This is a genomic window from Pseudoalteromonas sp. AOP7-A1-14 (genome assembly GCF_052376275.1).
Classification (GTDB): domain Bacteria; phylum Pseudomonadota; class Gammaproteobacteria; order Enterobacterales; family Alteromonadaceae; genus Pseudoalteromonas.
Map to the genome: position 1 here is coordinate 1 of NZ_JBQSVO010000096.1, position 14,746 is coordinate 14,746.

At 41.0% G+C, this 14,746-nt stretch carries 11 protein-coding genes; 2 read left to right on the top strand and 9 right to left on the bottom strand.

The genetic code is table 11. The features are described from left to right. The 9 genes from ACT3RM_RS13690 to ACT3RM_RS13730 form a co-directional block, all read right to left on the bottom strand. A partial coding sequence (locus tag ACT3RM_RS13690; RefSeq protein WP_444511391.1) for a hypothetical protein occupies positions 1 to 483 on the bottom strand: 483 nt, incomplete at its 3' end. A 154-nt stretch (positions 484 to 637) separates the two neighbouring features. Beyond that, entirely contained in the window at positions 638 to 2,875 is a 2,238-nt protein-coding gene (locus tag ACT3RM_RS13695) for an AAA family ATPase (RefSeq protein ID WP_441834110.1), read from the bottom strand. Next, positions 2,872 to 3,300, bottom strand: coding sequence for a hypothetical protein (locus tag ACT3RM_RS13700; RefSeq protein WP_441834109.1), 429 nt, complete (start codon positions 3,298 to 3,300; stop codon positions 2,872 to 2,874). The genes ACT3RM_RS13695 and ACT3RM_RS13700 overlap by 4 nt, the downstream gene beginning before the upstream one ends. Beyond that, positions 3,297 to 3,713: a hypothetical protein gene (locus tag ACT3RM_RS13705; protein ID WP_441834108.1), complete on the bottom strand. Its 417-nt coding sequence runs from the start codon at positions 3,711 to 3,713 to the stop codon at positions 3,297 to 3,299. Before ACT3RM_RS13705 ends, ACT3RM_RS13700 begins: the two co-directional genes overlap by 4 nt. Next, on the bottom strand, positions 3,706 to 5,796 hold the full coding sequence (locus ACT3RM_RS13710) for a hypothetical protein (RefSeq protein ID WP_441834107.1): 2,091 nt from the start codon (positions 5,794 to 5,796) through the stop codon (positions 3,706 to 3,708). The genes ACT3RM_RS13705 and ACT3RM_RS13710 overlap by 8 nt, the downstream gene beginning before the upstream one ends. Further along, positions 5,789 to 7,327 carry a site-specific integrase gene (locus tag ACT3RM_RS13715; protein WP_441834106.1) on the bottom strand — a complete coding sequence of 513 codons (1,539 nt, stop codon included), beginning with the start codon at positions 7,325 to 7,327 and terminating at the stop codon, positions 5,789 to 5,791. Before ACT3RM_RS13715 ends, ACT3RM_RS13710 begins: the two co-directional genes overlap by 8 nt. Before the next feature lies 1 nt (position 7,328). Beyond that, positions 7,329 to 8,624: a site-specific integrase gene (locus ACT3RM_RS13720; protein ID WP_441834105.1), complete on the bottom strand. Its 1,296-nt coding sequence runs from the start codon at positions 8,622 to 8,624 to the stop codon at positions 7,329 to 7,331. 141 nt (positions 8,625 to 8,765) lie between these two features. Beyond that, positions 8,766 to 9,494: a single-stranded DNA-binding protein gene (ssb, locus tag ACT3RM_RS13725; protein ID WP_441834104.1), complete on the bottom strand. Its 729-nt coding sequence runs from the start codon at positions 9,492 to 9,494 to the stop codon at positions 8,766 to 8,768. 20 nt (positions 9,495 to 9,514) lie between these two features. Further along, positions 9,515 to 10,882 carry an MFS transporter gene (locus ACT3RM_RS13730; protein ID WP_441992798.1) on the bottom strand — a complete coding sequence of 456 codons (1,368 nt, stop codon included), beginning with the start codon at positions 10,880 to 10,882 and terminating at the stop codon, positions 9,515 to 9,517. Positions 10,883 to 11,045: 163 nt separating this feature from the next. Here ACT3RM_RS13730 and uvrA point away from each other — a divergent pair, with 163 nt between their 5' ends. Then, positions 11,046 to 13,865, top strand: coding sequence for an excinuclease ABC subunit UvrA (gene uvrA, locus ACT3RM_RS13735; protein WP_441992799.1), 2,820 nt, complete (start codon positions 11,046 to 11,048; stop codon positions 13,863 to 13,865). Between the two features lie 633 nt (positions 13,866 to 14,498). Next, positions 14,499 to 14,702: a hypothetical protein gene (locus ACT3RM_RS13740; RefSeq protein WP_441992800.1), complete on the top strand. Its 204-nt coding sequence runs from the start codon at positions 14,499 to 14,501 to the stop codon at positions 14,700 to 14,702. The last annotated feature ends 44 nt before the right edge of the window (positions 14,703 to 14,746 follow it).

Genomic DNA, 14,746 nt, shown 5'->3' on the forward strand with positions numbered 1-14,746 from the left:
GGAATTGATGAGATCAATATCTCCATTTGGCTTTAAAGTCGCATAATTTGCTAACTGCTTGGTCATTTGATCATTTTCACGAATATAGGTGCCAAACTCTACATTATTTGTTCCTTCGACCCATCGATAATAGAGTTGATCAGTAATTCCTTTGTTATGGTAAGTGATCTCAAAACCTCTAACACTACCATTTGTAACACTAATTTTACCAAGTCCCTCGGCTTTGCCGTCTTTACAGTTCCCATCCCATTCTACTGTGCCTTGATGGGGTTGCTCGGTATAGCCTTCCATAAGCATTTCGCATTTTTCAGATTTATTTGAAGGCTGAATCCATTGCGGGTAATAATTTCCAGCTTGGAAATCTGTGATCTGGCTCTGGTGGTTTGTAATTTCGGACTCAGAAACTTTTCGATAATTTGGTGTGGAGTTACAAGCTGTTAATAGAATGCTAATCCCTATGACTAATGGTAAAATCTTTTTCATACCTGATCCCTTTATAATCTTTTTTGTCATATATTTTTATTGAGATAAATATAACGAATAATAAATATTATGTCATTGTTCTCATACACTAAACAGTCAAATAAAGCTAACCTGTTACAAAACTTGCACTTCCAATGAATCAATCCCTTGCAGACTAATCCAGCTCAAATGCTAAATTTACCTTTTCTCTCAGAAAGGTGGCACGATTTAGTGCCTTTGAACCCACCTTAATAGCCTTTTGAACTACTCGTTCACTCCCCATCAAAACCAGCCTTTCACTTGGACGAGTTGATGCTGTGTATAGCAATGTTTGGTCTATCATTTTTTCCGCTTCATTGGGTAACATGACAAAGCAATTAGTCCATTGCGAGCCTTGTGATTTGTGGATTGTAATTGCATAACCAAGGTGCAGTTTTTCCAATAGCTCAGCAGTGACATTAATTAAGTCGTTATTTACGTCAATAACGGCAACAACACCATCTTCATCAGGTTGTTCATAGACTTCAACAACAAGCCCTAAATCACCATTTCTAAGATCTGCATCTTCATCGTAGTTGTTTGCGGTGACTAATACAGGATCACCTTTCAATAACATTGAACCAGTTGATGTAATCCAAGGAATCCAGCCCCTCAATGAGTCTTGAAAGTAAATAGCTTGCCTGTCATTACCTACTGATGCTTGCAGCGCTAGATTGAGGTTATTTACACCAAACTCACTTTTTCTGATGGGTGATAAAACAATACTCTGTTCAATACCGCCAGACTCTTGCCAAAGCGCTATGAGCCTTTTGATAATAGGTTTTGTTTCTATAGAGCAATCACTGCTTTCATTTAGTGTTTTTTTAGTAGACTCTGGAAGCTCAAGCAGCCCATTTCTTACCGATGTCGAAAACTTGTGTATTCCACTTTGCTCTTTTTGCCTCTTAACCTGCGTTAAGTTAAAAAACGGTATCTTAGTATCCGCTAAGGCGTGGAATACTAAACCATTACCAACAGGTGGCAATTGGGCGGTATCACCAACAAAAATTACTCTAGCAGCTTCTGGTAATATGCCTGCTAGTCGATACATAGACAGAAGATCTACCATTGACGACTCATCAATAACTAACAGTATTTGCTTAGGTAAATCAGGCTTATTATCGCCTAGATGCTCACCAATAAACTTTGCAATGGTTTGGGCTGGCCTTTGGGTGCTTTCCGCCATACGCTGTGCTGCACGGCCTGCTAGAGCCACTTGATAACACTGTATTCCTTGTGCTACTCGGTCATATACACCTAATACAGCTTTTAGTATCGTTGTTTTGCCTGTTCCTGCACCACCTGAGATACCACATACAGGAGCAAGTACAGCACCGACAACAGCATCTCGCTGATCGGCAGTTAAATTAAAATCCAGTGTGCTTTCATAGTCCGTTAAAGCAGTCTCAACCAATTCTTTTGATAAATTACATTCCCAGCCAGCCAATAAACAACCTTCACCTGCGGGTCTTTGGTGTGCATCAACAATAAACTGAGCTACAGCGGCTTCCATCAAGGCTTTACCATAAACTTGATAACCTCCTGTAACTTGCACCAACAACCCTTGTTCACAGGCTATTTCACCAACATCATTAGGAGCTTTAGAGTTCATGAGCTTAGCGTATTCTTTATTTAGTTCATCAATGGTTATCACTGTTGAACCAGTCTTGTTGGCATGACTAATTGCCGCATATTGAGCGATGCCAGCAACAACTACTTCGTCCTCTAAGGTAAAACCAAGCCTTAAAGCCAATTGTGATACCTGTTCAAAAGAAGCTCCCATTGCCACTAAAATGAAAGGGTGCTCTTCGATTTTATCAATCGCTTCTTCACCAAATATCGCCACTAACTTTTCACCAAAACCCAATGGCAAATTCTGTTCTTCAAGCCAATTAATTGCGTTAAATAGGGCCTCACTAGGCCAACTTTCTATTAAGTCCTTTACACGATTTTCGGTCATGCCTGCTATGTTTAGCAGTGCATCTGTATCCCGTGTTTCAATGAGTTGAACTAGTTTTTTATTTCTAACAAGACGATTGGCTATAACACTCCCGATACCTTTGATGTTGTTGCTGATCCAACGAGATAAAATCCTGCCTGAAGGTCGTAGAAACTTGATGTTGTCAGCATCAATAGTGTACTCGCTTAACGGAAAGTCATTAATGGTAAAGTGATTAAGTCGTTCACTACCTGAAACTTCCCATAAACTGCCTGCTGTAGCTGTATCTTGGGCGTGCTCTGGAAATTTAACAACAGTTGTCCTATCTCGTTTTTTAATCGAACCATCTGCGTTAACGAGATCAACTGTTGCGTATGAATTGGCTCTCTGCTTCTTCACTTGAATAATTTGACGAAGGTGGGCAACTTCACTCATAACTTGAATCCTGCTGCGCCAGATTGAACCAACACTTGCTGTTTTTTGAATTTGGTTAATTCACGTTGTAGCTGTCTGTTTTCCGCCTCTAACTCAGCAATTCTTTGTGTCAGCGCATTGTTGCTTACTGCCGCCATACCTGATTGTTTTTCAGCTCTTTCTCGTGCAGCTTCATGAGACTTTTTATCTTCATCAATCTTGCGAAACCAGTAGCTATCAGCTTCCTCAATTAGTGCTCTTACAGCCTTATTCTGCGTACATACAGACTTTGCAAAACCCAGTTCTTCAGCTAATACTCTACGATTTATTTTGCCGCTGTACTCGTACTCGTGCCAGTCTCTAGCTGCATTACGTTCATCAATCCAAGTCTGAACCAATTTGATATTCTCTTGAGCAATCTGCTGTCCATTTTTTCCTTTGGTCATCGTCTATTAACCTCAGGTAGAGGCTTATCAAGTTGCCTGTCTAATAATTTCATATCAACATTGGGCATCATATATGCGTTATGTTGCCAACGAACAAACTGCTCTAGCAATTTTTCGTTTTGCTTTTCTAGCCTTTCCACTTTAGCTTCAAGAGTGGCTATTTGCTGTTTAGCAAACTCAAGTGTAATGTCCTTTTCTTCGTCTTTAGTTGCTTCTTTAAGGCTTTGTTTTCTGTCGTTAAAAGCTTCAACTAAAGCAGGGTAGGAAAGCAGTGTATGTCTACTAATATTCTCTTCCCCAAGCACCTTTGCAAGCTGCTCAGCAAAACTATTCCAAGTGAGCTTTCCTGACCACTTATCGAGTTCATGTAATGCTAATGGTAATGTTTTTTCAGTAATGATTTTTTTAGGCATTTTCGATCCCCAATAACATTGCGACTTCAGATTCTTCAACAAGATCTTGATCACTAGCGCTGATATCTAAATCGTTTTGCTCAAGTGCTCTTTTTACAGGGCTAGGGTCATGTTCAGGTGGAATCCACAATATAGCCCCCTCTGGCGTATCTTCTGATTCGAGCCGCTCACGTTGTGTGCGAATATGAGCCAGTTTCCAACCCAAATGCGATACCCATCTGTCAGCACCAAAAACACCATCAGCGTTATCTTCTGTCGCTTTATTGAATTGAGATTCGACCTGCTCCTCTAGACGTATAATGCGATCAAGTGTTTCTGGCATACCTTTGATACAAACATGCTCTTTACATGTCATGCACTCACCGCCTTTCGTACATGGCGACATTGCGTAATCATGAACACACATACCATACTCAGTTACATCGGCTATACCGATACGATTTACTCCTAGATCTTTGTAGCTAACAGGCAAATTCAGCTTAATCGCTTCTAACGCTGTTGGTCTCTCATTAAACTCAAGAATACTTCTCGCTTGCTGCTCACGTTCATCTTGTGTGCGTAAGTCATAGTGACGATTATCGTTAATTCGAGCACGCCCAGCCCATCTAGCTAGCTGCCATGCATCCATACCACCACGCTCAGCATTAGTTGATAACCAAACTCTGATCTGATGTGAAGTTAAGCGAATATCAGAGCCGTCTTCATCTTTATAGCCCATACGTTGGAATAATGTTTTAGGTGGATTTTTTAACTTGTCTCGAATTGCTAATTGAGCATTAAGTTCATTAACGCTCGGTAATCGCCATGAGAATTCTCTAACGTCAAAATCATTGTGGAACTCACGATCTCTGATTAATACTAAAGATTCCCATACTGGGCGTTGAATAGAAGGTAGATTAGGCCAGTCGTTAGTTTGATATTCTGAAGCAACAAAGCTTGCTAAATCTTCATAAGTAGGCTCACCTGAGGCAATTAATTTTTGAACCCACTTTGTATTTTTACCACCAACCATATTCCATGCTGTTACGCTGCTAAACTGACTCGTTTTAGCTTTCATGCTTGTTATAGACTGCTCTGTAAAGCTCATCGCATGTGCAAATTGATAGGCATTTAGCGGTTTGTTTTCTGCAAAGTCGTCTGGCGTGCAGCAACCTGCATGGCGCATAAACACATTAGGGTGATCATAAGCGTACTTAGCAGCTTCCCTTGCAGGCTTTCCAATTTCCATAAGTCTGCTATGCGCTTCAATGACCGTTTGTTCTAAAGATTCTGGAACCCATTTGATCGTATGTCCAAAGCCTTTTTCAGCATACCACCTCACGCCAAGCGCTCCATTTTCTCCTCGGTGCAAGCAGTCAACGGTTAGCTCTGATAGCTCCCCAGCTCTTCCCGGAGCAAACATCAGTAGAGTGATAACGCTAGACCAGTATTTATCTTCTAAAGTTTCTGCATTAGCAAAACAATCAGCCAAAGCAAGCATCTGGTGCATACTTGGGCAACGAGTATCTTGCCATTTACGAGAGTCTTCATCTGTTCTTTCGGCTTTTGCGCCCACCTTAGGCCAAGGGTTCTCCCACGATTGAAGTGCAGGCACAATTCGCTTGCTTCGAATGAACTCCAATAAGATCTCAATTTGATAGCCAATCTTATTTCTTCGATCTTTATTAGTAACTCTTTGCTTAGTGATAGTCTCTAATTCACCAATTACCAGTCCATCAGTTTTCAGTACATTTGCAATACCATGCACTTCAACAAGAGCGTCATGTAACATGCGTAATGCAACCATTTTGTTCGTTACGCTGGATACCGCTTTGATACTCTGGTTATAGCGGATATAAGCTTTTGCAAAAGACAAGAAAGGTTCATCCAAAGGGGCAAAATTCGCAGGATTTGACTTTGCTCTATACTTTGAAAAAGTCATCGCTATTGACCGATTTTTTTGCTTGTGTTGCCAGTTGTTACTTTGCCAACCGCCTTGATCATCATAGAGTGTTAATGTGTTCTTACAGTGCTCAATAAAACTGTCTAGATTTTGCTTAGCGCTTATCTCATGCTTAGGTTGAAAGTGAATAATATCAGCCATTTGCACACTCCTCTTTTGACTCCTCTTGCTTGCACATCACAATGACTTGTTGAACCGCTAACAAAAGTCGATCTGTAGACTGAATAACATTGCTGGATATGCCTAATTCTTTTTGCTTCTCTCTTTCCGCTAAGATCTCATTGAGAACTTCTTCGTGAGGTGCTTCAATCCAAGGCTCAAAACTTGAACATGTATAACAAGCCCTATATCCAGAAGCACAAAAAGCATAAGTTCCGCAGCTACCAACATTTTCAGACTTGCCATTTTTTACTCGGCTGTTCGGATCATTTGCTCTAACAGCATCACGTTCTGATGCAATTAATTTCCCTGAAAAAGCTTGAGCTAATGGCGCAAGCATAGGAGCCATTACTTCATCAATTTGCTTTGCTGTTTCTTCAGTATTTTCTGTGTACACACCAATATTTTGTGTATCGGTATGATCCAGTGCAGCAGCTAATGCAACGCCACTAATCCCTCTTCGATCTAGATTTGTTCCTTTGGTATATCTAAAACGTGAAGCAGTGAAATTAATGTAATCACCTGTTCTTTCAGAGCAGGCTGTGTTTTTAATCGCAACTCCTCGCAATAACTCATATGCTGAATCAGCAGCCATATGTAAGTAGTCTGGCGTTTGTGAAAGTCTTGTTTCTAACTCCTCTTTACTTGATAACCGATTAACTCTTGTTTCCTCAACAAAAATTGGGATCTGCTCACGCATAGAATCAGGCAACTTTTCTCCTAAGCTAGATTCAACATACTGAATTGATTGGTTACGTTGATTGTGAAGCAGAAGATACAAGTCTTCATTAATTGGCAGCGGTGTAAATTGCTCCCTAAAGCCTACACCGCGCTGTTTAGCTCTAGGGCAATTGATAACGTAGTCGTTACCACTTGAATCTTCCCTAACAATTAAGTCTACTGAACGTAATGAGCGGATCTGAACATATCTGCGACCAGTTAAAACCAACGCCATAAAACAGCAATATTCTTTTAAATTAAGAGTTCCTTGAGTAAAGGCATTTGATGCCCAGTCAATTAAAGCTCCAAGCTCATTATGCGTTAGAGGGCCAGAATATGGGCAAACCCCTTTTACGGCATTACCTTTTGGGTTTCCTTTTAAAGTTAACTCTTCTAAATAATCTGCAATTTCCTTGCTGACCCCATTGAATCCCCACTCATGCCAAGCCAACAAGAATCCCTTGAGTGCTCCTAGCTTATACTCGCTATCTGAATCAAATGACGCTCGATAATTTGTTAACCCTTGTAATGACAGTTTGCCTTCTTTTATAGCCTTCATGTAAGCATTGAAGCGGTTAAACATATTAAAAGTATGCATAGCTGAGAGTTCTTCAGCGTAGCGGCACAAAGCTTTTCTAAAACCATCTTCTGTTTCTGGTTCAAGAGCGGTTAAACGCTGGAAATTAATTACTGTTGAACCATCTAGCCTCCACTCAATATCCGAAAAATAAAACGGATAACCGCTTTTCGTTGTGTGTTGGCTTACTAGTGCCTTATTCTTCTTTAATTGCATACTACTTGTCCTTCTTAGCTCGATTAGTCCAGTGATCCATATCCTCTTTCATAACTCGATCAGCTTCTTCTCGAATGTGTCTAAGGTTATAAGTTTCAGCCGTTTTATCTGAACTCCATCCATTCAGTTCCTTTCGGATCTGAATTTCTTTCTTTTCATTAATAGGTTTAATTTTAGGATTTTCTTTAGCCGCTTTATTAATCGCATCGATCTTCTTAGAAAGCTTATAGTTAAAATTATGACGAAAACCATGACGGGTAATTTCTTCAAGTAATTCAGGATGGATTGCAACAGCAGTTTTAAGCACTCTATTAACAAAAGTGCTATTGGAAATTGGGCTACCGTGATATTTACCATGTTTATGCGTGACAAAAACATACGGATGTTTTCTAGCCGCAGGTATTTTCGCTCTTCTATCCATTATGTACTCACGCAACCTAACTGTGATTTTTTTATCAATAGGAATAGAGCGTTCATTAGTTTTCGCCACTGGTTGTTTCTTACGAGGATCTTCAACAGCGTCATGCCTACGAACAACTGCTACCTTTCCTTTCTGAAAATCGATGTCTTGGATCTGCAAGCCTAGAATTTCTCCCGCACGCATCCCTGTTGCTTCCATCACCTCAAATATCACTGCGTTTCGAAATTTAACTTCTTCGCCCATAAATGGGTTATCAGGTGAAGTCTCCTTGACGATACTTAAAATTCGTTCAAATGCTTTAGGAGGCGGAGCTTTAGTATTTGGATCAGCAGTAAGTCCTTTACCACTGCTGCCTTTAGACTTATTTGCCAAAAGTAGGCTTTTCATGGCTTCAATATTATTTGAAACCTCTTCTTCAATTAATTTCGTTTTGAGAATTGTTCTAGCTAAAAACTCAAGATAAGAAGCTATTTGACTCATTCGGTTTGAAGCATGATCGTTAGATACTTTTTGTATTGGTGTTACGCTAGCTGTTGATGCCGCTGCGAACTTAACGACATTCTTCTCGGATGTCTTTAGCCACTTCTTTAAACTCCTTGTATCTAATGTGCAATGATCTCGTATGGAATAAACATCCTCGTCATTTAATAAACGGCCTTGCTCAAACTCAGAGACAAGATTTCTATCATTAATATTTTCCCAAAGCTTTAGGTGGATTAGATGACCAAGTGAATTAGATATTGCTGACTGTGTGTGGGATGTTCTCAATTTTTCAGTAACGTACAACGTCACCCAATAATTAGGTAATCCATTTTCTTCCATCAAGATTGGATATCGCTCACCGTTACTAAAAATCAGATCTCTAATTTGTGACATTGAACACCTCTTTATCAACACTTTATTTATGTATAGTTCCTATAGATATTTTTGTCAACATAAAAAATCACAAAAATAAAAAAGGGCTTGTAAAAACAAGCCCTTAATAATTTTAATCTACAATTTTTATTTATGTATTCCTCAGAACGGGATATCGTCATCAAAGTCGATTGGTGGTTCCATCGGGTTTGATGCGCCGCCTTGCGGGGCGTTTTGTGGTTTCGGTGCAAAACCACCTTGCTGCTGTGGAGCGTTGCCGCTGCCTTGCTGCTGGTTGTTGTAATCACCTGATTGGTGGTTGCTATGTTGCTGTTGTGGAGCTGCTGCAGGTGCGCTTGGGCGTGATTGTGGCTGCTGACCGCCTTGGTAGTTACCGCTTTGACCTTGGTTATTTTGTTGTGAATAACCTTGCTGCTGTGCGCCACCTTGTGATTGTTGGCCACCTTGATAGCCACCACCTTGTTGTTGAGCACCTTGAGACTGTTGGCCACCTTGGTAATTGCTATTTTGTTGGTCGCCACCACGGCCACCTAGCATTTGCATTTGACCGGTAAAGCCGTCGACCACGATTTCTGTAGTGTATTTTTCTTGGCCTTGTTGGTCAGTCCATTTACGGGTTTGTAATTTACCTTCAATGTAAATTTGTGAACCTTTACGGCAATACTCGCCAACAATCTCAGCTAATTTACCAAAAAATACCACGCGGTGCCATTCGGTTTTATCAACCATTTGGCCGGTGTTTTTATCTTTATAGCTATCAGAAGTTGCTAAAGTGATATTTGCTACTCCGTTACCGTTAGGCATGTAGCGCACTTCTGGATCTTGGCCTAAGTTACCAACTAAAATAACTTTATTAATACCGCGTGCCATGGGTCTTTCTCCTATTTAGGTTAGCTCAAACCAGCCATTTTTCGTGCTTGGTCTAGGTCAAATTCTTTATCGTTAATCTTTAAATAGCTGCGATTTTCATCGCGTACTACCGTTGCCTCAAGTACACCTGGTAAAGCAACAAGTCGAGAAGCGAGCGTTTGAGCTTGCTGCTCTGAACTTAATTGTGTCATTAAGCTAATAATTTTACTTTTAGGTGGGACTTGCATCTTCCACGCAAGGATAAGCCATATTAACCCAACTAGTGCTGCAGCAGCAAACACTGCTTGTGCACTCATCACTTGGGCAACGTAACCTCCTAATATACCACCTAAAAACGCACCAAAAAATTGACTCGATGAGTACACGCCCATCGCAGAGCCCTTTTGGCTTGCTGGCGCTAAGCGCGATACCAATGCCGGCATTGTTGCTTCTAAAAAATTAAAGGCAACAAAGTAAAGCAACATACATATACCTAAGCCAATAATTGAATCAACCCAAATAGCCATAGCAAGCAGGCTCACCATTAACAAAGCTATTGAACCTAAAAAAGCTTGTTTTTCTTTTTCTTTGCGAATGGCGATAATCATTATCGGTACCATTAAAACAAACGCTAAAACTAAAACGGGGATATATAAGTGCCAATGATGATCAGCAATCAAACCGTCGCTAATTAACTGCCCGGGTAAAGCAACAAAGATAGTCGTTAAGCTTAAATGCAGTAATAAAATACCAATATCTAGTCGAGCAAGTTGTGGGTGTTTAATTAATTTTTTAATGTCGGCCATGGTGGCCAATGTATCGCCTTTAGGCGCTTTATTAATAGCTTTAGGTACCAATAATAACACGATAAAAATACCCACAACGGCGAGTATTGAGGTTAGCCAAAACACTCCCGACACTCCCCACGAGGCGGCAACCATAGGACCGAGTAGCATTGCTGCGGCAAAGCTCATACCGATGCTCATACCAATTACGGCCATGACTTTAGGTCGCTGTTCGTCACGGCTTAAATCTGAAGCAAACGCTAATAACGCGCTAGCAATTGCCCCCATACCTTGTAATGCGCGCCCTAATGTCAGCACCTGCATAGATTCTGCCATAGCAGCAATCACAGAGCCTAAAGCAAATACAATAAGCCCACCGACAATTACTTTTTTACGGCCAATTTTATCTGACAGCCAGCCCATAGGTATTTGTAATACAGCTTGAGTTAAGCCATATGCGCCAATGGCAATACCAATCCATAACGGCGAAAACCCATCTAATTCTTGACCATAAATTGCCAATACCGGCATAAGCATAAAAAGGCCAAGCATGCGAAATGCAAATACGCTCGCTAATGTAACTGCAGCGCGTTTTTCTCTAGAATTGAGTGAAGAAGCTGTCATCTGTTGCCATACTTGCCATCTATTTAAATTTGAGCTGGGATTCTACCACAAGCTATTTAATAAATAATCGCCTTAAACGGATGATTTTTTATCTGATCAAGGATTAATCTTCTTGCGTATTGTGAGATACTAAAAAAAGATTCTGGTAATAAAACGAGATAGCATGGAAAACATTGAAGTCCGAGGCGCACGCACGCACAATTTAAAAGACATCAGCCTAACTATTCCCCGTGATAAATTAATTGTTATCACCGGTCTATCTGGTTCAGGGAAGTCGTCTTTAGCGTTTGATACTTTATATGCTGAAGGGCAGCGTCGGTATGTTGAGTCATTGTCGGCGTATGCAAGGCAGTTTTTATCGTTAATGGAAAAGCCCGATGTTGACCATATTGAAGGCTTATCGCCGGCTATCTCCATCGAGCAAAAATCGACTTCTCATAACCCACGCTCAACAGTAGGCACAATTACCGAAATTTACGACTACTTACGCTTAATGTTTGCTCGTGTTGGTGAGCCTCGTTGCCCTACTCATGATTTACCTCTTGCTGCGCAAACCATCAGCCAAATGGTTGATAGCGTTTTAGCACTCCCTGATGGCAGCAAACTTATGCTACTTGCGCCGGTAGTTAAAGAGCGCAAAGGCGAGCACGTAAAATTATTAGAACAACTTGCTAGCCAAGGCTTTATTCGTGCTCGTATTGATGGCGAAGTGTGTGACTTATCAGATCCTCCAACCTTAGAGCTTCATAAAAAACATACAATTGAAGTCGTTGTAGATCGCTTTAAAGTAAAAGAAGGTCAACAGCAGCGCCTTGCCGAATCATTCGAAACAGCTCTTGATCTATCAAACGGTGTCGCCAATATTGCCGCCATGGATGACTCGCTTGATGAAGAAATGCTGTTTTCGGCTAACTTTGCCTGTCCGACTTGTGGCTATGCTATGACTGAACTAGAGCCACGGTTATTTTCGTTTAATAACCCAGCGGGTGCTTGTCAAAGCTGTGATGGTTTAGGGGTACGCCAATATTTTGATCCTAACCGCGTTGTACAAAACCCAGAGATCAGTTTATCGGGCGGAGCAATTAAAGGCTGGGATAAACGTAGCTTTTATTACTTTCAAATGCTGCAAGCGGTTGCCGACCATTATGAGTTTGACTTAGAGGCACCGTTTCAGTCGCTATCTAAAGAAATACAAAATATCGTACTCGAAGGTTCAGGTAAAACTAAAATAGCCTTTAATTACCGCAACGACCGTGGCGATTTGATTACTCGCAATCATGAGTTTGAAGGCGTACTTAATAATATGCATCGCCGCTACCGCGAAACAGAGTCTAACTCAGTTCGTGAGGAGCTGGCTAAGTATCAAACGAGTCAATCATGTCCTAGTTGTCACGGCTCACGCTTGCGCCAAGAAGCGCGTCACGTATTTATTGGCCAAACCAACTTACCAGCGATTACCACGATGAGTATTGGTGAAAGCATGGACTTTTTTGCAAAGCTTAATTTAACTGGGCAAAAAGGCCAAATAGCCGACAAAATATTAAAAGAAATTCGTGATCGTTTGTCTTTTTTAATTAATGTTGGCTTAAACTACCTGTCACTTGAGCGCAGCGCCGATACCCTTTCGGGCGGTGAGGCACAGCGTATTCGTCTAGCCAGCCAAATAGGTGCGGGTTTAGTGGGTGTTATGTATGTGTTGGATGAGCCATCGATTGGTCTGCATCAGCGCGACAACGACCGCTTATTACAAACCTTGGTGCATTTACGTGATTTAGGCAATACCGTGATAGTCGTCGAGCACGACGAAGATGCAATTCGCGCCGCTGACCATATTATTGATATTGGACCTGGCGCAGGCGTACACGGTGGGTATGTTATTGCAGAAGGTACCCGCGATGATATTTTAGCCAGTGAAAAATCTGTTACGGGCCAGTTTTTATCCGGTAAACGCAAAATTGAAGTGCCGCAACAACGCCATGAAGTTAACGACAAATGGCTAGAATTATTTGGCGCAACGGGTAATAACTTAAAAAATGTTGATTTGAAAATCCCATTTGGCCTCATGACTTGTATTACTGGAGTTTCTGGCTCGGGTAAATCAACATTAATTAACGACACTTTATTTAAGCTTGCTCATACTGAACTTAATGGCGCAACCACCGCAGAAGCAGCACCGTATCAGTCTATAACAGGTCTTGAGCATTTTGATAAAGTAATCGATATTGATCAAAGCCCAATTGGTCGTACGCCACGCTCAAACCCTGCTACCTATACCGGTATTTTTACTGGCATTCGTGAACTATTTGCAGGCACTCAAGAAGCGCGTTCAAGAGGATATAAAGTAGGTCGCTTTAGCTTTAATGTGAAAGGCGGTCGCTGTGAAGCCTGCCAAGGTGATGGCGTAATTAAAGTCGAAATGCATTTTTTACCCGACGTATATGTACCTTGCGATGTGTGTAAAGGTAAGCGCTACAATCGTGAAACTCTAGAAGTGCAATATAAAGGGAAAAATATTCACGAAGTATTAGAGATGACCGTCGAAGACGCTCACGACTACTTTGATAAAATCCCTGCTATTGCCCGTAAGCTAAAAACGCTAATGGATGTAGGGCTATCTTATATTCGTTTAGGCCAAGCCGCCACGACCCTTTCAGGTGGTGAAGCGCAGCGCGTTAAGCTTGCTCGTGAGTTGTCAAAACGTGATACCGGTAAAACGCTGTATATTTTAGATGAGCCAACTACCGGCTTACACTTTGCAGATATTGAGCAATTGTTAGTCGTACTGCATCGCTTACGTGACCACGGCAATACTATTGTGGTAATTGAGCATAATTTAGATGTGATAAAAACGGCTGATTGGGTTATCGATTTAGGCCCGGAAGGCGGTGCTGGCGGCGGCGAAATACTTGTTTCGGGTACACCTGAAACGGTTTCAGAATGTGAGCGTTCACACACGGGTCACTACTTAAAAACGCTACTGTAATTAATACAGCGCACTGAAATGCGGTGTTAAGATGGCTAAGAATAGTAAATTGGCGTACCAACAAGAACCTAAAACAAGAGCACTTGACTTGGCAGCCTCATAAACACGCTTATATGGACCTGTTAACGCTATATAGTTTAATCTTAATACCGCACAAAAACTGTATTTATTACCACAGCCAGCATTACTATTGCTGCCTTGATCGTAGATTTTGGCCCAAGTTTAATTAATTATGGAACTCACTGCGGGTAAGTCGTTAATTCTTATCTTCTACGCTAGCATCGCTAATTTTGTGCTCGCCGGCCGGTGGTATTGTTAATGGTGTCACCCATGTTTCAGCTACCCACTTTAACGACATTCACAACTTTGCCACTTTACTTACCGGCTTGAGCTATAGATATTACGCTGACTACATTATTATTATTGCAACTTATTTTACCGTTTTATATTTTTATTTTACTGATCATAAAACCATTCGGCTCAGAGCAAATTTAAGTTTATTACCCAAAGTTACTCGCCGCTGCTTACTGCTGTAATACGATTCTTCTTAGCTGCAATTGTATTTACGTCGATTATTTCCTTTGTCGATGACAAAGAGCCCACTGAAGTGATTGATGATATAACCTCAGCATTATGAATAGCCATGCTTTGTCGCAGCAATCAAGTAGTAAACAAGAGCAAAAAGAAGCGGTGAGTGTTGAAGTTGAAGGCGGTGACGAAACCGCTGAATCAGTACGTATATTTTTTGACACCAACGGCTATTTTGAGCGCAGTAAGCAATTCATTGCTATGTTTGCTTATACCTTTGAAACCGATGAGTTCTCGCGCCGCGATTAAAATGTCTTAATAATTACATAAAATTAGTTAGAGAAATTTAAAGA

Coding starts and splice junctions, on each gene's coding strand:
- ACT3RM_RS13695 (WP_441834110.1), bottom strand. CDS start 2,875: ATGAGTGAAGTTGCCCACCTTCGTCAAATTATTCAAGTGAAGAAGCAG.
- ACT3RM_RS13700 (WP_441834109.1), bottom strand. CDS start 3,300: ATGACCAAAGGAAAAAATGGACAGCAGATTGCTCAAGAGAATATCAAA.
- ACT3RM_RS13705 (WP_441834108.1), bottom strand. CDS start 3,713: ATGCCTAAAAAAATCATTACTGAAAAAACATTACCATTAGCATTACAT.
- ACT3RM_RS13710 (WP_441834107.1), bottom strand. CDS start 5,796: ATGGCTGATATTATTCACTTTCAACCTAAGCATGAGATAAGCGCTAAG.
- ACT3RM_RS13715 (WP_441834106.1), bottom strand. CDS start 7,327: ATGCAATTAAAGAAGAATAAGGCACTAGTAAGCCAACACACAACGAAA.
- ACT3RM_RS13720 (WP_441834105.1), bottom strand. CDS start 8,624: ATGTCACAAATTAGAGATCTGATTTTTAGTAACGGTGAGCGATATCCA.
- ssb (WP_441834104.1), bottom strand. CDS start 9,494: ATGGCACGCGGTATTAATAAAGTTATTTTAGTTGGTAACTTAGGCCAA.
- ACT3RM_RS13730 (WP_441992798.1), bottom strand. CDS start 10,882: ATGACAGCTTCTTCACTCAATTCTAGAGAAAAACGCGCTGCAGTTACA.
- uvrA (WP_441992799.1), top strand. CDS start 11,046: ATGGAAAACATTGAAGTCCGAGGCGCACGCACGCACAATTTAAAAGAC.
- ACT3RM_RS13740 (WP_441992800.1), top strand. CDS start 14,499: ATGAATAGCCATGCTTTGTCGCAGCAATCAAGTAGTAAACAAGAGCAA.